General features: G+C 60.0%; 23 protein-coding genes. 11 read left to right on the plus strand and 12 right to left on the minus strand.

Annotated features, from left to right (window positions below; genetic code table 11):
* Positions 1-161: 161 nt before the first annotated feature.
* The 3 genes from ACP7EE_RS10960 to ACP7EE_RS10970 all read right to left on the minus strand — a co-directional run bounded on the left by ACP7EE_RS10960 (position 162) and on the right by ACP7EE_RS10970 (position 3,933).
* Positions 162-2,213, minus strand: coding sequence for a putative bifunctional diguanylate cyclase/phosphodiesterase (locus ACP7EE_RS10960; RefSeq protein WP_420646238.1), 2,052 nt, complete (start codon positions 2,211-2,213; stop codon positions 162-164).
* A gap of 344 nt (positions 2,214-2,557) precedes the next feature.
* Entirely contained in the window at positions 2,558-3,154 is a 597-nt protein-coding gene (locus ACP7EE_RS10965; protein WP_420646239.1) for a superoxide dismutase, read from the minus strand.
* Between the two features lie 176 nt (positions 3,155-3,330).
* Complete coding sequence (locus ACP7EE_RS10970) at positions 3,331-3,933, minus strand: LysE/ArgO family amino acid transporter (protein WP_420646240.1); 603 nt, start codon at positions 3,931-3,933, stop codon at positions 3,331-3,333.
* Between the two features lie 96 nt (positions 3,934-4,029).
* Between ACP7EE_RS10970 and ACP7EE_RS10975 the strand changes: the two genes are divergently transcribed.
* The 4 genes from ACP7EE_RS10975 to ACP7EE_RS10990 all read left to right on the plus strand — a co-directional run bounded on the left by ACP7EE_RS10975 (position 4,030) and on the right by ACP7EE_RS10990 (position 7,926).
* Entirely contained in the window at positions 4,030-4,923 is an 894-nt protein-coding gene (locus tag ACP7EE_RS10975; protein WP_426234505.1) for a LysR family transcriptional regulator ArgP, read from the plus strand.
* A gap of 54 nt (positions 4,924-4,977) precedes the next feature.
* A complete protein-coding gene (locus tag ACP7EE_RS10980) occupies positions 4,978-5,970 on the plus strand; it encodes an NAD-dependent epimerase/dehydratase family protein (protein ID WP_426234506.1) in 993 nt (330 codons plus the stop codon).
* A 117-nt stretch (positions 5,971-6,087) separates the two neighbouring features.
* Positions 6,088-6,942: an ATPase gene (locus tag ACP7EE_RS10985; RefSeq protein WP_426234507.1), complete on the plus strand. Its 855-nt coding sequence runs from the start codon at positions 6,088-6,090 to the stop codon at positions 6,940-6,942.
* A 138-nt stretch (positions 6,943-7,080) separates the two neighbouring features.
* Entirely contained in the window at positions 7,081-7,926 is an 846-nt protein-coding gene (locus tag ACP7EE_RS10990) for a cache domain-containing protein (protein WP_426234508.1), read from the plus strand.
* A gap of 12 nt (positions 7,927-7,938) precedes the next feature.
* Here ACP7EE_RS10990 and ACP7EE_RS10995 read toward each other — a convergent pair whose 3' ends face one another.
* Both ACP7EE_RS10995 and pobA read right to left on the minus strand, forming a co-directional pair.
* On the minus strand, positions 7,939-9,456 hold the full coding sequence (locus tag ACP7EE_RS10995) for an MDR family MFS transporter (RefSeq protein WP_426234510.1): 1,518 nt from the start codon (positions 9,454-9,456) through the stop codon (positions 7,939-7,941).
* Between the two features lie 75 nt (positions 9,457-9,531).
* The gene (gene pobA, locus ACP7EE_RS11000; protein WP_426234522.1) at positions 9,532-10,716 is read right to left on the minus strand and encodes a 4-hydroxybenzoate 3-monooxygenase; all 1,185 of its coding nucleotides are present in this window, start codon (positions 10,714-10,716) and stop codon (positions 9,532-9,534) included.
* Between the two features lie 187 nt (positions 10,717-10,903).
* On the opposite strand from pobA, the gene ACP7EE_RS11005 reads away from it, so the two are divergent.
* On the plus strand, positions 10,904-11,788 hold the full coding sequence (locus ACP7EE_RS11005; RefSeq protein WP_420646247.1) for a helix-turn-helix domain-containing protein: 885 nt from the start codon (positions 10,904-10,906) through the stop codon (positions 11,786-11,788).
* A 47-nt stretch (positions 11,789-11,835) separates the two neighbouring features.
* On the opposite strand, the gene ACP7EE_RS11010 is transcribed toward ACP7EE_RS11005, so the two are convergent.
* Both ACP7EE_RS11010 and ACP7EE_RS11015 read right to left on the minus strand, forming a co-directional pair.
* Positions 11,836-12,012: a hypothetical protein gene (locus ACP7EE_RS11010; RefSeq protein ID WP_420646248.1), complete on the minus strand. Its 177-nt coding sequence runs from the start codon at positions 12,010-12,012 to the stop codon at positions 11,836-11,838.
* A 54-nt stretch (positions 12,013-12,066) separates the two neighbouring features.
* Entirely contained in the window at positions 12,067-12,972 is a 906-nt protein-coding gene (locus tag ACP7EE_RS11015; protein ID WP_426234512.1) for a LysR family transcriptional regulator, read from the minus strand.
* Positions 12,973-13,086: 114 nt separating this feature from the next.
* Here ACP7EE_RS11015 and ACP7EE_RS11020 point away from each other — a divergent pair, with 114 nt between their 5' ends.
* Both ACP7EE_RS11020 and ACP7EE_RS11025 read left to right on the plus strand, forming a co-directional pair.
* Positions 13,087-13,965 carry an MBL fold metallo-hydrolase gene (locus ACP7EE_RS11020; protein ID WP_426234513.1) on the plus strand — a complete coding sequence of 293 codons (879 nt, stop codon included), beginning with the start codon at positions 13,087-13,089 and terminating at the stop codon, positions 13,963-13,965.
* A 45-nt stretch (positions 13,966-14,010) separates the two neighbouring features.
* A complete protein-coding gene (locus ACP7EE_RS11025; protein ID WP_426234515.1) occupies positions 14,011-14,625 on the plus strand; it encodes an NAD(P)-dependent oxidoreductase in 615 nt (204 codons plus the stop codon).
* A 226-nt stretch (positions 14,626-14,851) separates the two neighbouring features.
* On the opposite strand, the gene ACP7EE_RS11030 is transcribed toward ACP7EE_RS11025, so the two are convergent.
* Positions 14,852-15,733, minus strand: coding sequence for a LysR substrate-binding domain-containing protein (locus ACP7EE_RS11030; RefSeq protein ID WP_426234516.1), 882 nt, complete (start codon positions 15,731-15,733; stop codon positions 14,852-14,854).
* 114 nt (positions 15,734-15,847) lie between these two features.
* Between ACP7EE_RS11030 and ACP7EE_RS11035 the strand changes: the two genes are divergently transcribed.
* Positions 15,848-17,485 carry a 5-guanidino-2-oxopentanoate decarboxylase gene (locus tag ACP7EE_RS11035; RefSeq protein ID WP_426234517.1) on the plus strand — a complete coding sequence of 546 codons (1,638 nt, stop codon included), beginning with the start codon at positions 15,848-15,850 and terminating at the stop codon, positions 17,483-17,485.
* An 8-nt stretch (positions 17,486-17,493) separates the two neighbouring features.
* The gene (locus ACP7EE_RS11040) at positions 17,494-18,942 is read left to right on the plus strand and encodes an aldehyde dehydrogenase family protein (protein WP_426234518.1); all 1,449 of its coding nucleotides are present in this window, start codon (positions 17,494-17,496) and stop codon (positions 18,940-18,942) included.
* Positions 18,943-19,150: 208 nt separating this feature from the next.
* Here ACP7EE_RS11040 and ACP7EE_RS11045 read toward each other — a convergent pair whose 3' ends face one another.
* Entirely contained in the window at positions 19,151-20,080 is a 930-nt protein-coding gene (locus ACP7EE_RS11045; protein ID WP_426234519.1) for an AraC family transcriptional regulator, read from the minus strand.
* Between the two features lie 403 nt (positions 20,081-20,483).
* Between ACP7EE_RS11045 and ACP7EE_RS11050 the strand changes: the two genes are divergently transcribed.
* Positions 20,484-20,837: an antibiotic biosynthesis monooxygenase family protein gene (locus tag ACP7EE_RS11050; protein WP_420646256.1), complete on the plus strand. Its 354-nt coding sequence runs from the start codon at positions 20,484-20,486 to the stop codon at positions 20,835-20,837.
* A 44-nt stretch (positions 20,838-20,881) separates the two neighbouring features.
* Positions 20,882-21,124 (plus strand): hypothetical protein, encoded by a 243-nt coding sequence (locus tag ACP7EE_RS11055; RefSeq protein ID WP_420646257.1) that lies wholly within the window; start codon positions 20,882-20,884, stop codon positions 21,122-21,124.
* A gap of 3 nt (positions 21,125-21,127) precedes the next feature.
* Here the strand turns inward: ACP7EE_RS11055 and ACP7EE_RS11060 are convergent, their stop codons facing one another.
* The 3 genes from ACP7EE_RS11060 to ACP7EE_RS11070 form a co-directional block, all read right to left on the minus strand.
* Entirely contained in the window at positions 21,128-21,757 is a 630-nt protein-coding gene (locus ACP7EE_RS11060) for a flavin reductase family protein (RefSeq protein ID WP_426206015.1), read from the minus strand.
* Between the two features lie 121 nt (positions 21,758-21,878).
* Complete coding sequence (locus ACP7EE_RS11065; protein ID WP_420651204.1) at positions 21,879-22,172, minus strand: hypothetical protein; 294 nt, start codon at positions 22,170-22,172, stop codon at positions 21,879-21,881.
* A gap of 299 nt (positions 22,173-22,471) precedes the next feature.
* Positions 22,472-23,791, minus strand: coding sequence for an MFS transporter (locus tag ACP7EE_RS11070; protein ID WP_420646260.1), 1,320 nt, complete (start codon positions 23,789-23,791; stop codon positions 22,472-22,474).
* Between the last annotated feature and the right edge of the window lie 524 nt (positions 23,792-24,315).

Here is a 24,315-nt window from a genome sequence, read left to right on the forward strand (position 1 = left end):
CGCAAAACTGCGACATAATGCAAATCTTTCGCATTATGTGTAAAGGGTTGTGGCTGGAAATATTTCTTATTTACGCGGAGGGTGTTGCAGATCAAAAGATCGCAGCCTCGTTGCACTCTGTAGGAACTGTCGAGCGCAACGAGGCAGCGAGCTTTTAAGGTTTAGAGGATTGCCGCGTTCGTGCGCTGCGCCTGCTTGAGATAAGCCGCCAACTCGCGCGCCGGCAGTGGCTTGCTGTAGTGGTAGCCCTGACCTTCGTGGCAGCCTTCGGAGATGATGTAGCTTTCCTGCTCGGCGGTCTCCACGCCCTCGGCAATCACCTGCATGCCGAGGCTCTTGCCCAGCTGGATGATGGCGCGAACGATGGTCGCGTCATCGTCGTCATCCAACAGATCCTGAACGAAGCTCTTATCGATTTTGATCTTGTCCAGCGGCAGGCTTTTCAGATAGCTCAGCGATGAATAACCGGTGCCGAAGTCGTCGATGGCGATCAACGCGCCGGAGCGACGCAGGCTCAGCAGATGCTGGGCGGCGGTGCTGATGTCTTCCATCAGACCGGTTTCGGTGACTTCCAGCTCCAGACTGCGCGGCGGCAAGCGGTACATCTGCAACAGGTTGTTGACCACGCGCGGCAGCTCGGCGTGGTGCAACTGCACGGTGGACAGGTTGACCGCCATGCGCAGGTCGACGAAACCTTGGTCATGCCATTCGCGCAATTGCTTGCAGGCCTGATCAAGCACCCACTCGCCGATGGCGATGATCGTGCCGTTCTGCTCCGCCAGCGGAATGAACAGATCCGGTGGCACCAGACCGTGTTCCGGATGCTGCCAGCGAATCAGCGCTTCGACCCCGACCACACGGTGATCGCGATAGCTGATTTGCGGTTGGTAAACGAGGAAGAACTGATCGCGCAGCAATGCGTCGCGCAGATCCTTTTCCAGCTCGCGACGGCGGCGCATCTCGCTGTCAACGCTGGCGATGTAGAACTGATAGCGATTGCGCGAACGGCTCTTGGCCAGCGTCATGGTCTGCTCGGCCTTCTGCAACAGCTTCTCGGTGCTGTCGCCGTCCTCCGGGAACAGGGTGATGCCGATGGTCGCGCGCAGGCGGATTTCCTGATCGCCGAGGGCAAATGGCGCTTCGAGGTCATCGAGAATGCTTTGCGCCAGTTCCGCCGCTTCGTAAGGTTGTTCGATATCCGCCTGCACCAGTGCGAACTGGTCGCCACCGAGGCGGGCGAGGGCGCCGAGACGACCGCTGTGGGCGCGCAGCCGATCGGCCAGCGCCAGCAGCAATTGGTCGCCGGTCTGGTAGCTGAACTGCTCGTTGATGCCTTTGAAATCGTCGAGACCCACGCACAGCACCGCCACGCGGCGCTGCAGTTTGCCGGCGTCGACCAGAATCTTGTCCAGCTGTTGCTGCAATTGCTGGCGGTTTGGCAGACCGGTGAGGAAGTCGTACTGTGCCATGCGCAGCAGGCTGTTCTCCGCTTCGTGGCGCAGATGGGTGTTGCGTTCGATGGATTCGAGCAATTGATTGGCGGTGTTGATCCAGATGCCCAGCTCGTTTTTCTCGTGACCCTTGAGCTGTGGAATCTTGTGCTCGCTGGGGCGGTCGGGATTGATTTCGGTCAGGTGCTCGATGATCCGCGACAGCGGCTTGGTCAGCAGCCAGTGATACACCAGATACAACACCAGACCCATGGCCAGCGCGCGCAATACGCCGGAAATGAAGATGATCACCGAGCTGACAATAAAGCCTTCGCCGTAAGTGGCGGTGTCGAGGGTGATGCTCAAGTCGCCGTAATATTCGCTGTACGGACCGCGACCGACCAGTTGCGTGGTGAACTTGCGCTCCTGACCGAGGATCAGGTCGGTCAGCCAGCGACTGTTGGAATGCTGTAACTCCCGTGATTTCTGCGCGAGCATCGCTTCGTTGGGATGGCCGATGGAGGCCTGGCGCACGGCGTCGTCCTGGAACAGGCCTTCAATCACCTGCATACCCATTTCGCGGTCGAGGCTGTAAACCGCCTGAGTCGACGGATCGCGGAACATGTCGAGAATGCGTTCGGCGTCACCGGCGACGGCCTGACGGGTTTTATAGGCATCGAAAACGATCTGCGCGCAGCTCAAGACCACGCCGACGATCAATGCCGACAGGAGCACGACCCGGAGCAACTTCACCGACAAGCTGTTCTTGAGTTCCAGCTTCAAAGGGTTATTCCTTGTTCCGTGCGGGTAGCGTCAAGTTGCCATGAGTATTGGCAATCCGGTGGTGGCAGTCAAAGGGACAATCAGGCCCGGGAGCATTTGTCTTTGAGGCTGGCCGAAAGGCGGCTTTCTGGAGTATTTGTCCTATTTGTACTATGTCGGTAGTTTGCGCCCGCAACTTGAGGGCATCGGGATAATTTTTCCTGTGTTTGATGTTAGCCCGCCGTGGCTTGTGAGCAAGGCGCGCAGGTCTGCTTTCACTGTGGGAAAAGTCCGCGCGTCACCGCGCACAAATCGCAGGCACAAAAAACCCGGCAGCAGCCGGGTTCCTTGATCTGGCGCGCAGCTTAAGCGGTGAAGGTTTTGCCTTCGAACTGCTCGGCCACGAACTTCCAGTTGACCAGGTTCCAGAACGCTTCGACATACTTCGGACGAACGTTGCGGTAGTCGATGTAGTAAGCGTGTTCCCAGACGTCGCAGGTCAGCAGCGGGGTGTCGCCGCTGGTCAGCGGGTTGCCGGCGCCGATGGTGCTGGCCAGAGCCAGGGAACCGTCAGCCTTTTTCACCAGCCAGCCCCAGCCGGAACCGAAGGTGCCGATCGAGGTTTTGCTGAACTCTTCCTTGAACTTGTCGAACGAACCGAAAGAAGCGTTGATGGCTTCAGCCAGTGCGCCGGTTGGTTGACCGCCGGCGTTTGGCGCCAGGCAGTTCCAGTAGAAAGTGTGGTTCCAGACCTGAGCGGCGTTGTTGAAGATGCCACCCGAGGAAGATTTGACGATTTCTTCCAGGGTCTTGCCTTCGAACTCGGTGCCTGGCACCAGGTTGTTCAGGTTCACGACGTAGGTGTTGTGGTGCTTGTCGTGGTGGAATTCCAGGGTTTCCTTGGAAATGTGCGGCTGCAGGGCATCGTGTGCGTAGGGCAGCGGCGGCAATTCGAAAGCCATGATGATTCTCCTAATCAGGTCTGTTGCGGTGAGCGCAAGGCCGATCACGGGCGGCCAGAAATGCACCGGCGAGTTTTTACTCTTTGCGGCGCAGGGTTCGGATCATAGCACCGGGGGTGCGGCATAACCACGCAACAACTGTGTGGAATAGAGGTTCCAGAGCAGTTGGGAATAAATCACGCTGCGAAGATCAACTGACCGGCCACCGCAAACATCATCACCGCCACCAACAGATCAAGGATTCGCCAGGTGCTCGGACGTGCCAGCCACGGCGCTAGCCATGCAGCGCCCAGCGCCAAGGTGAAAAACCACAACAGAGAAGCGCTCGCAGCGCCGACTACATAGGCGCCGGGCACCGACTGTTGCGCACCGAGCGAGCCGATCAACAGCACGGTGTCGAGATACACGTGCGGATTGAGCAGGGTCACCGCCAGTGCGCTGAGCATGACTGCACGCAACGAGCGCACGGTCTGATTCTCGCCCTGCTCAAGACTCTGTTGCGAAAACGCCCGACGCAACGCCTGGCTGCCGTACCAGATCAGAAACACCGCGCCGCCCCAACGTGCGACCGCCAGTAATGTCGGGTTCTGCGCCAGCACCGTGGCGAGGCCAAATACTCCGGCGGCGACCAGCAGCGCATCGCACACCACGCACAACGCCGCGACTGGCAGGTGATGCTCCCGGCGCAGGCTCTGCGCCAGAACAAAAGCGTTCTGGGTGCCGATCGCCATGATCAGCCCCAAGGCCACCAGCAGGCCGTTCACGTAGCTTTGCCACATAAAAGTGATCCTTGATAAAGAGTGCTTGCTGGCTATTCTGCGGTTCGACGCGGTATAAGAAAAACCAATAGTGCTGATCGCTCATTAGGAAAACTGATGTTCGACTATAAATTACTTTCTGCCTTGGCCGCCGTGGTCGAGCAGGCCGGATTCGAACGCGCGGCGCAGGTGCTGGGATTGTCGCAATCGGCGATTTCCCAGCGCATCAAACTGCTCGAAGCGCGGGTCGGCCAACCGGTGCTGGTGCGCGCCACGCCGCCGGCGCCGACCGAGATTGGTCGGCGCCTGCTCAACCATGTGCAGCAGGTGCGTTTGCTCGAACGTGACCTGCAGAGTCTGGTGCCGGCGCTGGATGAGGAGGGCATGCCGGAACGTCTGCGCATTGCGCTGAACGCCGACAGCCTGGCGACCTGGTGGGCCGGCGCCGTGGCGGATTTTTGCGCCGAACAACATCTGTTGCTCGATCTGGTCGTCGAAGACCAGACCGTCGGCCTCAAACGCATGCGTGCCGGCGAAGTCGCCGCGTGTTTGTGCGCGAGCGAACGACCGGTGGCCGGGGCGCGCAGTGTGTTGCTCGGCGCGATGCGCTATCGGGCGCTCGCCAGCCCGGCGTTCATCGAGCGGCATTTCCCCAACGGGGTGCGCGCCGAACAACTGCCGCGCACCCCGGCGCTGGTGTTTGGGCCGGACGATTTCCTGCAGCATCGCTATCTTGCATCCCTCGGCGTCGATGGCGGTTTCGAGCATCACCTGTGTCCGTCGTCCGAAGGTTTTATCCGCCTGATTGAAGCCGGAATTGGCTGGGGACTGGTACCTGAACTGCAAGTGCGCGATCAGTTGCTCAGCGGCTCGCTGCGTGAACTGTTGCCAGATAAACCGATCGACGTGCCGTTGTACTGGCATCATTGGCGCAATGGCGGTCAGCTGCTCGGGTTGTTGACCGAGCAATTGGTGCGTTCGTCGGCACAATGGCTGGTGCCCTTGCACTGACACGCAGCGTCAAGACACACGCATTCGGCAAAACGAAAGACAGCGGAGCTCTACATGAAAATTCTGGTCACCGGCGCAAGCGGCTTCATTGGTGGACGCTTTGCGCGATTCGCCCTGGAGCAGGGCCTGGACGTGCGGGTCAACGGTCGCCGGGCCGAAGGCGTCGAACATCTGGTGCGCCGTGGCGCCGAGTTCGTGCAGGGCGATCTGAGCGATCCGGAGCTGGTGCGTGACCTGTGCGCCGATGTCGAAGCCGTGGTGCATTGTGCCGGCGCGGTCGGTTTGTGGGGCCGCTATCAGGACTTTCATCAGGGCAATGTGCAGGTCACGGAAAACGTAGTCGAGGCCTGCCTGAAACAGCGGGTGCGGCGTCTGGTGCATCTTTCGTCGCCATCGATCTACTTCGATGGCCGCGACCATCTCGGCCTGACCGAAGAGCAAGTGCCCAAACGCTTCAAAAATCACTATGCCGCGACCAAATATCTGGCCGAGCAGAAAGTCTTCGGCGCCCAGGAATTCGGCCTCGAAACCATCGCCCTGCGCCCGCGTTTCGTGACTGGGGCAGGCGATATGAGCATCTTCCCGCGCCTGCTGAGAATGCAACGCAAGGGCCGTCTGGCGATCATCGGCAACGGTCTGAACAAGGTCGATTTCACCAGCGTGCACAACCTTAATGAGGCCTTGCTCAGCAGCCTGCTGGCGGCCGGTTCCGCGCTGGGCCAGGCCTACAACATCAGCAACGGCAACCCGGTGCCGTTGTGGGATGTGGTCAATTATGTGATGCGCAAAATGGAAGTCCCACAGGTCACCAAGTACCGTTCCTACGGACTGGCCTACAGCGCGGCTGCGATCAATGAAGGCGTGTGCAAGCTCTGGCCCGGTCGTCCCGAGCCGACGCTGTCGCGCCTTGGCATGCAGGTCATGAAGAAAAATTTCACTTTCGACATCAGCCGCGCCCGGCATTATCTGGATTACGATCCGAAAGTCAGTCTGTGGACTGCACTCGATGAATTCTGTGGCTGGTGGAGAGCCCAGGACATACGTTGACACCCATCAGTCCGCCGGCAATGAACCGGACTGCGGGTTGAGGGTCAATGCCTGCGGCTGTTGGGGTTTATACTTCGCCGCAATCTGCCACCACCGTGTTTTACAAAGGTTGCCTCAATGTCCATGCGTAACGATGCCCACGACGATTTCGATGATGTACCGAGCTTGCGTGCCGACCCTCTCGATGACGACGACTTCCCGACCACCACCCGCACCTCCGTGCACTCGCGCACGCCGCCGGTGGTCAAGGTCAAATCCGCCAGCACCGGGCCGTTGTGGGCGCTGGTCGGCGCCTTGTTCTTTGCCTTCATCGGCTTGGCCTGGTGGAGCTTTCAGCAGATATCGCTGATGGAGCAGCAACTGGTGGCAACCCAGGAAAGCTTCGCGCGGATCAGTGAGGAAGCGGCCGGCCGTTTGCAGGACATTTCCGGCAAGGTCGTGGCCAGCCAGAGTAACGTCAGCAGCGACAGCGAAGCCTTGAAATTGCAGATCAAGCAATTGCAAAGCGCACTCCAGGATCAGAGTAAACAACAGCAGGGCGTAGCGGGGCAGGCAACTGATCTGGACAAGCGCCTGGCACAGATGACCGCGCAGACCAGCGAACAGCAGAAAGCCAATAGCGAATTGCAGACGCAGGTCAAAGCCCTGAGCGCAGAGCTTGCGACACTGAAAAGCGCGCCGGCCGACACCAGCAAGGTTGACGCTCAGCTCAAAGCCTTCGATGCCCAGTTCAAGAGCCTCGGCGCTGACATCACGGCGCTGAAAAAACAGGGCAACCCGAGCGCTGCGATTGATCGTCTGGAGCAGGATATCGTCGTGCTCAAAAGCCAGCAGGACAACCGCCCGGCCGCGCCGCAGGGTGCCACCAACACCGCCGAGTTCGACGCGTTCCGTGCCCAGATGACGCGCAACATCAACACCCTGCAAGCGCAGATCCAGAACCTGCAACAACAGCTCAACGCCCGGCCCTAATCGATAGGGACTCTTGTGGCGAGGGGATTTATCCCCTCGCCACAAGAACTGTGCAATATCCAGAACCAACCTGAATATCCATACATAGCCCCAGGCCGTCTACGCTCTTGAAACATCAACAAGAACGAGGGATGCGTCATGGGGTTTTTGCATAAGCTGGCCTGGCTCGGCGCGGTACTGCTGTTGACTCTCGGCCAGGCCAGCGCCGCTACGGAGAAGGAGGACAGCAAGGCCGCGATCGCCCTGCTGGAGAAAGCTCTGGCCTATTACCACGACAATGGCGACAAGGCGTTCGCGGCGTTCAGTCGTCAGGGCGAGTTCGTCGACAAGGATCGCTACGTGTTCGTGGTCGATACCAAAGGCGTGATGCTCGCCAGCGGCGGGCCGTCGTCGGCGCTGATCGGTCGCGATGTCACAGAGGTGCTCGGGCCGGATCTGCAAAAGGCCTTCAAGGACGCCTTGAAAGTGCCGGAGGGCAACGGCATCCAGCAGGCCGAGTACCGCTGGCAGAATCAGGCCGACGGCAAGGTCGAGCGCAAACATGTGTTCTACCAACGCATCGGCCAGCGGATTCTGGCGGTCGGGTATTACTTGCCGCGCGCGTCAGCGGAACAGGCGAAATCCTTGCTCGACAAGGCTGCGACTGATCTGGGGAAAGACGAGAAGGGCACGCTGACCGCAATCAACTCGCTGAGGGGCGGTTACTTGCAGGATGACCTGTATGTGTTCGTGGTCGATCTGGACACCCAGCGCTATGTCGCCCACGGCACCAACCTGCGGTTGATCAATACCGATTTCGGCAAGGTCAAGGACCCGGAAGGCAAACCGGTGGGCGAGCCGATTCTGGCGCTGATCAGCAAGCAGGATGAAGGCGAATACGAATACCGCTGGAAAAACCCGGTGACCGGCAAGGTCGAGGACAAACATGCGTACCTGAAGAAGGTCGGGCATTTCCTGGTGGCTGTCGGGTATTACAGTCCTTGAAGATTTTTGCTGCTAGCGGGCGGTGTGTTCCCGCCCGCGCAACAGTTGATTGGGCATCGCAATCGCGGCTGCCAGTCCCAGCAACGAAACCGCCGCGCTGACCATCAGCAAATGCCGGAACGTCACCAGCAACTCCGCACGCAAGGCGTTCTGTGCATCCCCCGGCGCCGCATTCAAACCATCCAGCAACACATTCCCCGAATGCCCTTCGCTCATCAGCGAACTGCCCGCCAGATGCGCAAAATTCGAATCCTGCAACAACGCGAGCAACAGCGCCGACATCAACGCCACACCCACCGCGCCGCCCAATGAGCGGAACAGGTTGGTGGTGCTGGTCGCAACGCCGATGTCCTTTTGCTCCACCGAATTCTGCGTACCCACCAGCGAAGTCGGGAACTGCATGCCGCCAGCGATACCACTGAGCAACATGCACAGACCGCTGACCAGCGTCGCATCAGGCGGGCTGAAGGCCATGCCGAGAATCGAGATCGGCATCAGGATTGCGCCAGTCAGAATCTGCGGTTTGTAGCGCCCGGTGATCGAAGTGCGACGCCCGGCGAAAAATGCGCCAATCGGCAGCCCCATCGCCAGTGGCAGCAAGTGCAGCGCAGCGCTATCGGCACCGGCGCCAGTGACAGTCTGGAAGCGCAGCGGCATCAGCACGATCAGCGAAATTGCCTGAAAACTGCAAAAGAAAATCGTGCACCAGCACAGCAATGCGCTGCGATTCGCGAACAGGTGCATCGGCAGCAACGGCTCGCGGGTACGTCGTTCATGCCAGACAAGGATCGCCAACACTACGACCGCGCAAGCCAACAAACCCAGCACTTCGGTGCTGCGCCAAGCATGGCCCTGGCCAACCTGAGTAATACCGAGCAACAACGCGGTCAGGCCAATGATCATCAGCAACGTGCCGAGGTAGTCGATCACCGGTTTGCGCTGCGGAATCGGCAGCCCGCGCAGATTGCGTCGCGCCACCCAATATGCGCCAAGGCCCAGCGGCAAGTTGATCAGAAACACCCAGCGCCACGACAAATATTCGGTCATGTAGCCACCGAGCACCGGCCCGGCGACGCTGGCCATCGCGTACATGCTGCTGAAGTAACCCTGATAACGCCCGCGTTCACGCGGCGGCACGATGTCGCCGATGATCGCCTGACTTACCGAAATCATCCCGCCAGCACCAATGCCCTGAATGATCCGCGCCAGCACCAGTTGCTCCATGCTTTGCGCCATGCCGCACAACAGCGACGCCAGCGTAAACAGGCCCATGCCGAACAGCATCAGTTTGCGCCGCCCGTACAGATCGCCGAGCTTGCCGTAGATCGGCACCGCCACGGTCATCGCCACCATGTAGCCGGAAATCACCCAGGCCAGCAGGCTGACGTCCTTGAATTGTGCGGAGATCGCCGGCATCGACACGGCGACGATGGTTTGATCCAGCGCACCGAGAAAAATCGCCAGCATCAGCGCGATCAGCACACTGCGAATGGCCGGTTTGGGCGTTTCAGGTTGGTTTAGATTGGTCACGGGCGAACCTGCGGGCAGAGATGAATCCCGCCATGGCGAGCGGGTAAGTGCTCGCCAGTGTAAGTCGATAGCAAGCTATTCGATAGCCTCGTACGGGAGACCGACGTAATTTTCTGCAATGGTTTTTTGCCCGGCCTCCGAGCTGACAAAGTAGTCGAGTTCCGACGCGCAAATCCGCTGGCTGAAGTCGTCGTGATCATCGAAACGGTGCAGCATCGACGTCATCCACCAGGAAAAGCGCTCGGCTTTCCAAACCCGACGCAGGCAGATTTCCGAGTACTTTTCCAACAGGTCGGTGCGCCCTTCGCGGTAAACCTTGAGCAGAATGCGGAACAGCGTGCTGACATCGCTGGCGGCCAGGTTCAACCCCTTGGCACCGGTCGGCGGCACGATGTGGGCGGCGTCGCCGACCAGAAACATCCGCCCGTATTGCATGGGTTCGACGACGAAACTGCGCAGCGGCGCGATGCTTTTTTCAATCGACGGGCCGGTCACCAGCTTGTCGGCGAGGCTCGCGGGCAGACGGCTTTTCAGTTCGTCCCAGAAGCGCTGATCGGACCAATCCTCGACGTTCTCCTCAGCCGGCACTTGCAGGTAATACCGCGTGCGCGTCGCCGAACGCATGCTGCACAGGGCGAAGCCACGCGCGTGGCGGGCGTAGACCAGTTCATCGTGGACGGGCGTGGTGTCGGCGAGAATACCCAGCCAGCCGAATGGATAAACCCGTTCAAAGACTTTCAGGCAGTCGGCAGGAATCGATTGCCGGGCCACACCGTGGAAGCCGTCGCAACCGGCAATGTAATCGCAATCGACGCGCCAGGTTTCACCATCCTTTTCGAAGGTGACGAAAGCTTCATCGCTTTTCATGCCATGGGGGACGACATCGCTTGCGCCGTAAATAGTCTGAGCGCCAGTCTCCCGACGAGCGGCCATCAGGTCGCGGGTGACTTCGGTCTGGCCATACACCATCACGGTTTTGCCGCCGGTCAAAGTCTGCAGATCGATGTGCACCAGACGCCCGTCGAGCGCCAGTTCGAAACCACCATGCACCAGCCCTTCGGCATCCATGCGCTGACCCACGCCAGCCTCACGCAACAGCTCTGCCATGCCTTGTTCAAGCACCCCGGCGCGGATGCGCCCGAGGACATATTCGGGTGTCTGGCGCTCGACAATCAGGGTGTCGATGCCGGCGTTGTGCAGCAGTTGACCGAGGAGCAATCCGGACGGACCGGCGCCAATGATGGCGACTTGGGTTTTCAGCGTTTTCATTGTTTTTATGACTCGCAAGCTTCACGCGAAATAGCTCGGTGAAAAATTTAAAGGATTCGAGTGCTTGCATTTTTCCCTTGCGGGTCTGTCAATTGAAGGTGAAAACTGAGCTGATACCTGTACATTCTGCCAATCGGTGCGATTATCGCCCGCAACCCCAGAGGCCTGGATTGAAGTGATGAACAAGCCTGACCTGCCTTCGATTCCGGTGTTCAAGCTCTACGGTGAAAGCCTGGACTGGCCGACCCCTGACTTGCTGCACTGTGAAACCATTTCCAAACGCAGCCGCGAACATCAATGGGAGATCAAACCCCACCGCCACGCCGATTTGTGCCAGTTGCTCTTCGTCTTCAAAGGTCAGGCAGAGCTTGAAATCGAAGGTCAACGCACAGAGCTCAACGAAGCAGCGATTCAGATCCTGCCGCCGTTATCGGTGCATGGTTTCCGTTTTTCCGAGGACGTCGAAGGGTTCGTCGTCACGCTGGCGACCCCGCTGATCAACCATTTGCAGGCGCAGCTGGGCAGCGCCGTGCATGCACTGGCGCAGGCCGGAAGTTATCCGGCGGGGAAGGATGCGGAGTACCTGAACAGTCTGTTTACCGCGTTGCAGGCCGAGTACACCGGCCATCAACCGGCGCGGGAAATGCTCATGCATTCGCTGGCCAGCGTGATCATGGTCTGGGTCAGCCGTCAGGCGATTCAGCGCCATAGCGCGTCGCAGCGTCCGCAACGTCAGCGCGAATACCTCAACGGGTTCATTCAACTGGTGGAGGAGACGTACCGCCAGCACGTCAAGGTCGAGGATCTGGCGCATCGGCTAGGGATTTCAGTGTCGCACCTCAACGGTACGTGCCGCGAACTGGCGGGGCAGCCGGCGTTGCAGATCATGCACGAGCGGCAGTTGCTGGAAGCCAAGCGTTTGCTCACCTACACCAGCATGACGATTTATGAGATGTCGGAAGTGTTGGGGTTTTCCGATCCTACAAACTTCACGCGGCTGTTCCGACGCCGAGTGGGGATATCGCCGAAGGCGTTTCGCGATCGACTCAAAACCGAGCAATAAGCCAACCCATGTGGGAGCGAGTCTGCTCCCACATTATTTATGCCGGCTCAGCGCAACGCGTTGAGCGTGGCGTTATGCGGAATGCAGCGTTCGTAGTTGCAGCTCGCATATTCGCGTGGCAATTGTCGCGCCTGTTCGACCCGCCAGGCCGCGGTGCCGTAGAGCGCCAGCGTCGCTGCGCAGGTGATGAAAATCGCGAAATATCTTCTTGTTTTGATGTTCATGGCGTTGACCTCTGAACGAATACCCGTGGGTACTACATTCAGCATAGAACAAGATCAAAACTTGGCATCCCACTGCGGGTCTTCGGGAAATCTCAGCACCAGAAAATCCAGCATGCAGCGCAACGCCGCCGGCATGTGTTTGCGCGAGGCGTAGACCGCGTAGATGTTCATCTGCCGAGGCTCGGCATGCGGCAGCAAACGCACCAGCTCCCCGCTGTGAACATGTATCCCGGCCTGATAGGTCGGCAGCATCGCCACTCCGGCACCGGCCAAAGTCGCACGCAACAGGGTGCTGGCCTCATTGGCGCTGATGTTGCCCTGCACCGGCACCGAAACCGGCTCGCCGTCCTCCTCGAAATGCCACAGGCTCTTGCCGAAATACGAGTGAGTGAGGCAGTTGTGCCGGCTCAGATCTTCCACCCGTTTTGGCGCCGGATACTCTTGCAGATACGCAGGCGCAGCGCAGACCACAGAACGACACACGGTCAAGCGCCGGGCGATCAGATTCGGGTCGAGGTCGTTGCTGGTGCGGATCGCCAGATCGATCCGTTCATCCACCAGATTCACCGTGCGATCGAGCATTTGCATGTCGATGCTGACCCCTGGATACACTTTGACGAACGCCGCCATCGCATCGGCCAGTTGCGCCTGGCCAAACGAGGTGCTGACGCTGATGCGCAGTAAGCCGCGCGGTGCATCGGCCGGTTCACTGACCGCAGCCTGCATGTCGCCGGACAGTTCCAGCATCTGCCGACAGCGCGGGAGGATTTCGTTGCCAGCGGTGGTCAGGCTCAATTTACGCGTGGTGCGATGCATCAGGCGCGCGCCGATCCAGTCTTCCAGTTCCGCCAGATAGCGCGAAACTACTGGCCGCGACAGGTCCAGATGATCGGCCGCCGCCGACTGGCTGCCCAGATCTACCACGGTGACAAACACCCGCATTGCTTGGAGACGATCCATGATTTGCCCGCTTTCAGAAACAAACTATGTTCAAGCATCGCATTTTTTGTACTGAGTCTGGCAACTAAGCTCTGTCCCATCGCCAGACATGGCATTCGAACAGCGGAGCAACACATGATCGGCTTCACCACCCTCAAACGCGTTTTACTCGCCACCGCGACTCTCGGCTTTGCCGCCCATGCCGCAGCCGCCAACCTGACTCTGGACGTCTACAACCCAGGCACCCAGGCAATCTTCCCGGTGACGTCGGTGCTGGTCAGCGGCGAGAAAGAGGCAATTCTGGTCGATGCGCAATTTGGCAAATCCCAGGCCGCACAAGTCGTGGAAAAGATCCGCGCCAGCGGCAAGCAACTGACCACCATCTACATCAGCCACGGTGACCCGGATTACTACTTCGGCCTCGATACCCTGACCCAGGCCTTCCCCAACGCCAAGGTGCTGGCCTCGCAGCCGACCGTTGATCACATCAAAAAAACCGTTGAAGGAAAACTGGCGTTCTGGGGTCCAAAAATGGGCGCTGACGTGCCGGCCAAAACCATCGTGCCGGGCGTGCTCAAGGGCGCCAGTCTGATGCTGGAAGGGCAGAAATTGCAGGTGGTCGGTCTGGACGGCAAACAGCCGGATCGCAGCTTTGTGTGGATTCCGTCGATCAAAGCCGTGGTCGGTGGTGTAGTGGTCGCCGAGAACATCCATGTGTGGATGGCCGACACCCAGACTGCGCAATCGCATGCCGACTGGATCGAAACCCTGCACTCGATCGAGACCCTGAAACCGCAAACCGTGGTGCCGGGTCATTACCTCGGCGAGAGTGCGCGTTCCCTCGCAGCCGTGAAATTCACCGCCGACTACATCAAGGCGTTCGACGCAGAAACTGCAAAAGCCAAGGACTCTGCCGCACTGATCACAGCCATGAAAAAACGCTACCCGCAACTCGGCGAAGAAAGCTCGCTGGAACTGAGCGCCAAAGTCGCCAAGGGTGAGATGCAGTGGTAACCCGAATCTGAAGTCGCAACATTCTCAAGCCAACTGGAGAACGTCATGAGCAAGATCGCAATCATTGGTGCCACCGGTCGTGCCGGCAGCCAACTGCTGGAAGAAGCCCTGCGTCGTGGGCATAGCGTTACGGCCATTGCGCGGGATACGTCGAAGATCGGCGTGCGTGCCGGGGTGGTCAGCAAGGATGTCGACGTGCTGGATGCTGCAGCTTTGCAGGACGCGGTGGCCGGTCACGATGTGGTGATCAGCGCCGCGCATTTCGCCACAGTGCCGGCGGCGGCAGTGGTCGCTCCGCTGAAGCAGGCCGGGGTCAAGCGCTTGCTGGTGGTGGGTGGTGCAGGGTCGTTGTTGCTGCCCGATGGCACGCGGGTGATCGACAGCGCCGGGTTCCCGGACGAGTACAAAGCCGAGGCGAGTGCCGGTGCGGCGTTTCTTGATGCGTTGCGTCAGGAGCAGAATTTGGACTGGACGTTTGTTTCGCCGTCGGCAGAGTTTGTCGAGGGCGAGCGCAGTGGCTCGTTTCGCGTCGGCAAGGATGATTTGCTGGTGAGTGCCGAGGGCCGGAGCTGGATCACGTTTGCCGATTACGCGATTGCGATGATCGATGAAGTGGAAGTGCCGAAGCATTCGCGCCAGCGGTTTGCTGTGGGGTATTAAGTCAAAAGCCCCTCACCCCAGCCCTCTCCCGAAACGTCGGACCGCCCGAAGGGAGAGGGAGCAGACCGAGGTGTCTTGTGTCTGACATCGACCTGAAAGACCGAGTCGATTATGGGGTCGAAGCGATGTTGGATTCAGTGTCGCGCGTTCATGTCGGCGTAGATTCCAAGCATCCCCGGATCGGTCCCCTCTCCCTTGGGAGAGGGCTAGGGTGAGGGGCCAAGCCTCACCGCCGATGAGCCTGCCCAACCAGCCAATCCATCAGCTCACGCAACTTGCCGGTTGGCTCAGAAATCTGCGGCGTCACAAGGTAATACCCCAACCCCGTCCCAACCTTCAATTCAAACGGCATCACCAGCCGCCCCGCCTCCAGATCATCGCCAATCAACGACCAGTCCCCAATCGCCACCCCCGTCCCGTGCGACGCCATCGACATCGCCTGATCCAGCGTCTCGAAATGCTGGCCGCTGACGATATTGCTCAGCTGTAAATCCGCCGCCCTGAGCCACACCGTCCAGTCCTGAGCATCATGCGTGGGGTGCAGCAACAAATGCTGTTGCAGATCGGCCGGCGCCAGCAGCCCGGGCGACCCCTCAAGCAGTGAAGGCGAACACACCGGCGTCAGCTGTTCATCAAACAAATGCAGCGCACCCGCTGAATCCTCCGGCGCCGCACCATAAATCACCGCCGCATCAAACTGCTCCCGCGCAAAGTCCACACCATGCGCCAGCGATGTCGTGAGTTTTACCGGTACGTCCGGGCGCTCGCGTTGCCACTGCAACAGACGCGGCAACAACCAGCGCATCACGCAACTTGGCGCCTTGAGTTGCAGCGTTTCGCGCTTGGCGCCGATCTGCTCCACCGAGTCACCAATCAGCGCGAACACCTGCTGCACCCGTGGCAACCACTCCCGCCCCTCGGCAGTGAGATCCAGACCGCGTGCCTGACGAATGAACAGCGGATAACCCAAATGCTCTTCCAGCCCGGCGATCTGCCGACTGACCGCGCCTTGGGTTATGTGCAACTGCTCGGCCGCGCGGGTGAAGTTGCAGCACTGCGCAGTGATCAGAAAAGTGTGCAGGGCGGGCAGGGGCGGCAGTCGTTTCATGTGGATCCAAGGTATGACGTAAGGACATGGCTAGTATGACTTTTTATCGATTGTTGCGGCTACACGCCGGCCGTTCCAATGAGGGGGCTCATTCGAACAACAAAGGCGAACAACATGGCGACGTGTGGCGAAGTATTGGTCAAGTTACTCGAGGCTTATGGCGTCGAGCAGGTGTTCGGCATTCCCGGCGTGCACACCGTGGAGTTGTATCGCGGACTGGCGCGTTCGCGCATCCGCCATGTTACGCCGAGGCATGAGCAGGGCGCCGGTTTCATGGCCGACGGCTATGCGCGCACCCGCGGCAAACCCGGCGTGTGCTTCATCATCACCGGCCCGGGCATGACCAACATCACCACCGCCATGGGCCAGGCTTACGCCGACTCGATTCCGATGCTGGTGATCTCCAGCGTGCAATCGCGCAGCCAGTTGGGCGGCGGACGCGGGCGTCTGCATGAACTGCCGAATCAGAGCGCTTTGGTCGGCGGCGTGGCGGCGTTCTCGCATACTTTGATGTCAGCGGCGGAGTTGCCGGCGGTGCTGGCCCGCGCGTTTGCGTTGTTTCAGGCTGGGCGTCCACGTCCGGTGCACATCGAGATTCCGCTGGATGTGCTGGTGGAAAATGCCGATGACTTGCTCGCCAGTGTGCCGGTGAAGATTGATCGCGCTGGCGCCTCGCCGAGCGCGGTGAAACGCATGAGCGACCTGCTCGCTGAGGCCAAACGTCCGCTGATCCTCGCGGGGGGCGGCGCCATCGACGCAGCGCCGGAACTGACCCGACTCGCCGAACTGCTCGACGCTCCGGTGGCGCTGACGATCAATGCCAAAGGCATGCTGGCGTCGCACCATCCGCTGCTGATCGGCTCGACTCAAACGCTGGTCGCCACTCGCGCATTGGTGGCTGATGCCGACGTGGTGCTGGCCATCGGCACCGAACTGGCGGAGACCGATTACGACGTTACGTTTGCCGGTGGTTTTGAAATTCCCGGCAAGCTGCTGCGCATCGATATCGACGCCGATCAGACCGTGCGCAACTACCCGCCGCACCTTGCGTTGGTGGCCGATTCGCGCAACGCCGCGCAAGCGCTGCTCAGTGCTTTGTCGCAACACAAACTTGCCGAGCGCAGCAGCGATTGGGGCAAGACACGCGCCGCACGTCTGCGTACTGAACTGGCCGCAAGCTGGGACGCGCCGACTCTGGCACAAACACTTTTTCTTGAAACAGTTCTCGATGAACTGCCGCAAGCCGTGTTCGTAGGCGATTCCACGCAGCCGGTGTACACCGGCAACCTGACGTTCAACCCGGATCATCCGCGCCGCTGGTTCAACGCCTCGACCGGTTACGGCACGCTCGGCTATGCCTTGCCAGCGGCAATTGGCGCGTGGCTTGGCGGCAGCGTTGCAGACGGCGCGCGACCGCCAGTGGTGTGCCTGATCGGCGACGGCGGCCTGCAATTCACCCTGCCGGAACTGGCCAGTGCCGTCGAAGCGCGGGTGCCGGTGATCGTGCTGCTGTGGAATAACCAGGGTTACGAAGAGATCAAGAAATACATGGTCAACCGCGCCATCGAACCGGTCGGCGTCGACATTTACACCCCGGATTTCATCGCGGTAGCCAAAGGACTCGGCTGCGCCGCCGAAGCGATCAACAGCGTCGAGCAACTGCGCACGGCGCTGCGTTGCGCGACCGATCGGCAAGGCCCGACCTTGATTGAAATCGACCAGAACCAGTGGATGCAGGCGGTGGCCCAATGAGCTTTGTAATGATGTTCCCTACCACGCTCGACGGCTTGTATATCAATGGCCAATGGTCTGCCGGTCGCGAACATCTGCGGGTGATCAACCCGGCAACCGAAGCGCTGCTGACCACGGTCAATGGCGGTGACGAACAGGCAGTCGATCAAGCCGTGCGCGCCGCCAGCGCAGCGTTCACAACCTGGTCAAAAACCACCGGTACCGAGCGCGCGGTGATCCTGCGCAACATCGCCAACGGCGTGCGCGAGGGTCGTGAGCAGCTGATGAAATTGCAGTCGAGCAACAACGGCAAACCGCAATTCGAAGCGGCCATCGACGTCGATGATGTGATCGCCACGTTCGAGTATTACGCCGAACTCGCCGAAGGCCTCGACGCCGGCCAGGACAGCAATGTGGCGCTGCCCAGCGATGATTTCAGTGCGCGTTTGCGCCGGGAACCGTGCGGTGTAGTCGGGCTGATCGTGCCGTGGAATTTCCCGATGGTCACCACCGCGTGGAAACTCGCCCCGGCGCTGGCTGCCGGCTGCTGCGTGGTGCTCAAACCCTCCGAGGTTACACCGCTGCCGGAGCTGGAACTGGCGGCGATCATTGCTGAATCCGGGCTGCCGGATGGCGTGTTCAATCTGGTTTGCGGCACAGGTTTGGCGGTGGGCGCGCCGCTGTCGGCCGATCCACGCATTGCGAAAATTTCCTTCACCGGCAGCAATGCAGTCGGTGTGCAGGTGATGCAACGCGCCGCCGAAACCGTCAAGGGTGTGAGCCTGGAACTGGGTGGGAAATCCTCGTTGTTGGTGCTGGAAGACGCCGACCTCGACCTGGCGTTAGAGCTGGCCTGCGGCGGCGGTTTCTTCAATGCCGGGCAGATGTGCTCGGCAACCAGTCGCGTGTTGGTGGCGGATGAATTGGCGGATGAATTCCTGATCCGTCTGAAGGCGCGTGCGGAAAAAATCCGCGTGGCGGATCCGTTCGATCCGGAAGTGGAAATGGGCGCGCTGGTCAATCAGGCGCAGTATCAGCGGGTGCTCGGTCACATTGATCGGGGCTTGAGCGCCGGGGCGAAACTGGTCTGCGGCGGCAATCGTCCGGCCGATCTGCCGCGCGGCTATTTCTTGCAGCCGACGGTGTTCACCGAAGTACCGCTGGACAGCGCGTTGTGGTGCGAAGAGATTTTCGGCCCGGTGATTTGTGTGCGCAGTTTTGCTTCAGAGGCTGAGGCGATTGCGCTGGCCAATGACAGCCAGTTTGGGCTGGTGGCGAGCGTGGTGACGCGCGATGCCGAGACGGCGGATCGGGTGGCCAATGCGTTGCAGGCGGGGCTGGTGTGGATCAATGCGCCGCAAGTGATTTTCCCGCAGGCGGCTTGGGGTGGGTACAAGCAGAGCAGTGTCGGGCGCGAGTTGGGGCCTTGGGGGTTGGCGGCGTTTCAAGAGATCAAGCATGTGATCCGCGCGGTCTGAAGCTTAAGGTCAAGAGCCTACCCTCACCCCAGCCCTCTCCCGGAGGGAGAGGGGGCCGACCGAGGTGTCGGGCGCTATCCATCGACCTGAAAGACCAGGTCGATTATGGATTCGGCTGAGCACCATCACGTCGGCGTAACTATCAAGCATCCCCCGATCAGTTCCCTCTCCCTCTGGGAGAGGGCTAGGGTGAGGGGCTCTTCAGCGGTCAAACACTCAACCGCAACCGCGCCAAATCCCGCAACGGCGGCGCCCCGAACAGCCGGCTATATTCGCGGCTGAATTGCGACGGACTCTCATACCCGACCCGATACCCCGCCGCCGAAGCCTCCAGTCCCTCAGCCAGCATCAAGCGCCGCGCCTCCTGCAAGCGCAGCTGCTTCTGATATTGCAACGGACTCATCGCCGTCATCGCCTTGAAGCGGTGATGCAAGGTCGACACGCTCAGGTTCACTTCTTTGGCCAGATCATCAATGCGCAGCGGCTGCTCGAAATTGCCGTTAAGCCATTTGATCGCCTGGCTGATGCGATGGCTCTGACTGTTGGCAATCGCAATCTCATACAAGCGATGCCCCTGCGGACTGCGCAGCAGACGATAGAGAATCTCGCGGCGAATCAGCGGGGCGAGCATGGCGATGTCTTTTGGTGCATCGAGCAGGCGTGCCAGGCGCAACACCGCGTCAAGCATGGCGCTGTCGATGCGTTCGACATACAAGCCACGCCCGGTCGGCCGGGTCGGCACGCCGAGTGGACCGGCGTCGGCGATCAGCGCGGTGATTTCTGCCGGATCGATGTCCAGCCGGATAGCGAGAATCGGCTCCTCAGGCGAGACGTTCACCACCCGCCCGCTGAGCGGCATCGAAACCGAGACCACCAGATAATTCAGCGGGTCGTAATTGAAGAACTCATCGGCCAACCGCACTTCTTTGCGCCCCTGCGCCATGATGCACAGCGCCGGTTGCGCGAGTACCGAGGCGAAATCATGCGACTGGGTGTGACGCGACATGAGCAGCGAATCGATGGCGGTGGCGTAACTGCCATCCTCCGAGGTGTTGCGGCGGATAATCGTCGCCAGTTCTGCGCGCTGCTTTTCCATCTCGGCATCGTGCGCGGTTTGGGAATGATCGAGTGACGACATGCACGGCTTCCTCTGGGAGGTGAAGTGGGGCAGAGCATATGTTTGTGCAAGCCGCAGCGGTAGACACATCCTGCCAGATGCTTGCCTGATTCTGCACGGCCGCCGTTTCCGCCCCGTCACCACTGTCACGTCGCAAACCCTGTAGGAGCTGCCGAAGGCTGCGATCTTTTGATCTTCAAGGCAAAATCAAAAGATCGCAGCCTGCGGCAGCTCCTACACAATGCTCGTATTACAGACGTGTTACCGGAGTTGCAGGATTTGGCAGCGCATGAGGACACTCTCGCAGGATTGTGCAACGCACCGGCAGGAATCGACTAACGCCGCGTCGTGCCCGGCCCTTAACCTTGGATCCTGTCGCAGCCCGTCCCCCGGCTGCCACGCGACTCCCTGGGAGGGTTGAACAATGTCCAAGCAGATTCCCGTCAGTCATATGGCCTTCGTTCGTGCACGCGCCGGGCGCTCGGCGGAACTCGGTGTGCGCCTCAGCGCGCTGATCGAGCCATCGCGCGCCGCGGCCGGTTGCCTGAGCTTTGCCTTGCAGCATTCGCAGTGCGATTCCGAGTTGTGGCTGGTCTGCGGATTCTGGAGCAACCAGCAAGCGATGACCGCTTATTTCAACAGCCCGGCGATGCAGGTGTTCGGCGAACTGGTGCAAGAGCTGGTGGTTAACAGCCTCGATTTCCACACGTTTAAAGACGTGTCGGCGGCGCAAGCGCTGGGTCAATGCACGGCAGCGGTACACAAACTCGCCGGTTGAGGGTTTAATGGCCAGCCTATCTGACTGAGCCAGGAACTAAAAACATGGCACGTAAAGAGTTCGAACACTTCGAAGCGGTTTCTGCTGTAGTCCCCGTCGAGCTGGGCGGCAACAAGGGTTACCACGCGGCAATCGCCGTCAAAGCCCTGGTCGATGGCGGCGCGCCACGGTTTCATAAACTGTTCGATGATCAGGTGTTCCCCGGCGCCATCGCCGCCGACGAAGCAGCGATCAATCAACTGGACAATCTCAAGGGCGTCACCGAAGACGCCGATCTGATCTGGTAAAGACTATTTCGCAGCACCGGGGCGCCACATCTTGAACAGTGCCTCCGGCCCCAGCTGGAAATAATCCGCCGGCCCGCCGCCACGCAGAATCGGTTCTGCGGCGGCGGTGTCGTAGATGCCGTCCTTCAACAGCCACTTGGCGATATGCACGGCGACCACTTCGCCGAGGATCAGCCAGCTCGGCACCGTCTCGCCATCCGCGCGCTGCAACTGAATGATCTGCGTGACCTTGCATTCAAAGGACACCGGGCTTTCGGCGACTCGTGGTACGGAGATCACTTTCGACGCCACCGTGGTCAGCCCCGCCAGTTCAAACTCGTTGACCTCGGGCGCGACCATCGCGCAGCTCTGGTTCATCTGCTCGGCCAGCGGGCGTGTGGCGAGGTTCCAGACGAACTCGCCGGTCTGCTCGATATTGTTCAGGCTGTCTTTGCGCCCGACACTGGAAAAACCAATGATCGGCGGAATGTAGTTGAACGCGTTGAAAAAGCTGTAGGGCGCCAGGTTTAACCGGCCCTCGGCATCCTGCGAAGAAATCCAGCCGATGGGGCGCGGGCCGACGATCGCGTTGAACGGATCGTGGGGCAGGCCGTGGCCGTTGGCGGGTTCGTAGAAATGGATGTCATCGGGCATGGCGGGTGATCCTGGCGGGCGGTTATAGGCGCCCAATAGTGCAAGCGCGGCGCGGCAATTTCCAGTCTCCAGGAACAACTAAGCCCGGCCGAAGCCGGGCTGTGCGCTATGCGTCAGGCGATTAACTGATGGAGGCGGACTGAGTACGGTCGTAGCCGTCTTCGGCAACGGTAGCGGAACCGGTGCGGTCATAGCCGTCAGCGGCGAAAGTAGCCGAGTTGGTACGGTCAAAACCATCCTCAGCGACAGTTGCGGAACCGGTGCGGTCGTAGCCATCAGCGGCAACTGTGGCAGAACCGGTGCGGTCATAACCGTCAGCGGCGACCGCCGAACCGGTGCGGTCGAAACCGTCGGCAGCGAATGTGTTGGCGGCCAGTACGGACAGGGCGAAGGCGAGGATCAGTTTGGTTTTCATGGTGTGTACTCCGAATGGGTTGGCGTGTGTGTCTTGCATGGGTTTAATGCTACGCCAACTAAATTGATTAAAAAGCGCAAATTAATGTTGATAAGTATCGATTAAGTCGATGTTAAGGGCCGCAGGTTTAAACTCGATTGGCATTCGGCGGGGCGTTCAACCTTGGTCGATTCAGACAGCTGCAGGATCGCGTCAGCCAATTAACCGGTGATTAATCGAATGACCGCTGATCGGCAGCCAACGAAAAAAGGGGCAGACCTTGCACAGGTCTGCCCCTTTTTCGTAAAGCGAGGAGCGAATCAGTCAGTGACGATTCGCGAGTGTTTCTGGGTATCTTTCATGGTGATGTACACCAGCAACGACACCGCGATGCACGCGGTCACGTACCAGTAGTAGCCGGTTTCCATGCCGATGCTCTTGAACCACAGAGCGATGTATTCGGCGGTGCCGCCGAAGATCGACACGGTCAGTGCGTACGGCAGGCCGACGCCCAGCGCGCGGATCTCGGTCGGGAACAGCTCGGCTTTGACCACGGCGTTGATCGAGGTGTAGCCGCTGACGATGATCAGCGCCGCCATGATCAGGAAGAACGCGCCCCACCAGCTCTGGATGGTGTGCAGGGTCATCAGGATCGGCACGGTGAAAATTGTCCCCAGCACGCCGAAGGCGATCAGGATCGGACGGCGGCCGATCTTGTCCGACAGGCCACCGATGATCGGTTGCAGGCACATGAACAGGAACAGCGTGGCCGCAGAAATGGTGGTCGAGTCGGAGATGCTCATGCCGACCGTGTTCACCAGGTATTTCTGCATGTAGGTGGTGTAGGTGTAGAACGCCAGCGTACCGCCCATGGTCAGGCCGACCACCGTTGCCAGCTCTTTCGGGTGACGCATCAAGGTGCGCATGGCGCTTTCCTTGGACTTCTCTTTCTTGGTGAACGATTCGGTTTCTTCCATGCCGCGACGCAGGTACAGCGCGACCACTGCGCACAGCGCGCCGATGGCAAACGGAATGCGCCAGCCCCACGCGTACAACTGCTCGGTGGTGAGCGTCTGTTGCAGCACGATCAATACGCCCAGCGCGATGAGCTGGCCGGAAATCAGGGTCACGTACTGGAAACTGGAGAAGAAACCGCGACGTTCCTTGGTGGCCATTTCCGACAGGTAGGTGGCGGAGGTGCCGTACTCACCGCCGACCGACAGGCCTTGCAGCAGACGGGCGAAAATCAGCAGGATCGGTGCGCCGATGCCGATGGTGGCGTAGTTCGGGCTGAGGGCGATGATCAGCGAGCCGAAGCACATCAGATACACCGAAGCCATCAAGGCTTTCTTGCGCCCGACCTTGTCAGCGTACAAACCCATCAGCCAGCCACCGATCGGCCGCATCAAGAAGCCCACGGCGAAGATCGCGGCGGTGTTCATCAATTGTGCGGTGGAGGAACCGGCAGGGAAAAAACTCTTGGCGAAGTACAGCGAGAAGGCAGCGTAGACGTACCAGTCGTACCACTCGACCATGTTGCCGACAGAGCCGCTGAAGATCGATTTGATCCGGCTCGCGGTGGTTCTTTGTTTGACCGGCGCGGCAGCCGACCCAAGCGGCAGGGTATTGGAGTTATCCATTGAAGGATCCTTCGTTTAATTGTTTTTGTGGAGCGCGTTAAAACGCAGCCTGCGGGGGCTATAGCAGGAGCTGTGCCAACGGGGAGAGGGGCGGTTTAGAGGGGGCGGCGGATATTGTTGAGCGGGTTTTTGCCGATGGTTAGTGGTTTGTGAGCGGATTTCCGCTTATGGCGGATACAGCCAAGAGCCCCTCACCCTAGCCCTCCCGAAACGTCGGACCGCCCGGAGGGAGAGGGGACTGACCGAGTTGGATGTTCGAGTTACGCCGACGTGAGATACCAAGTTGAGCTCAGGCTTTGGAAACAACCGAGAACGGCCCCCTTTCCCCCTCGCCCCCCTTGGGGGGAGAGGGTTGGGGTGAGGGGGGAAAAGATTTCAGCCACCCCAAAAATCTCCAGCCGAGCTCTGCAGTGGTCAACTAATTCCGGGCACCTCGATAGGTGGTTTTGACGCCATCGCCCGCTCATAAACGGTCGGTGGCAGATATCCCAGTTTCGAGTGCAGCCGTTCGTTGTTGTAAAACC

Origin of the sequence: Pseudomonas sp. TWP3-2, from assembly GCF_049897765.1 — a bacterium.
GTDB lineage: Bacteria > Pseudomonadota > Gammaproteobacteria > Pseudomonadales > Pseudomonadaceae > Aquipseudomonas.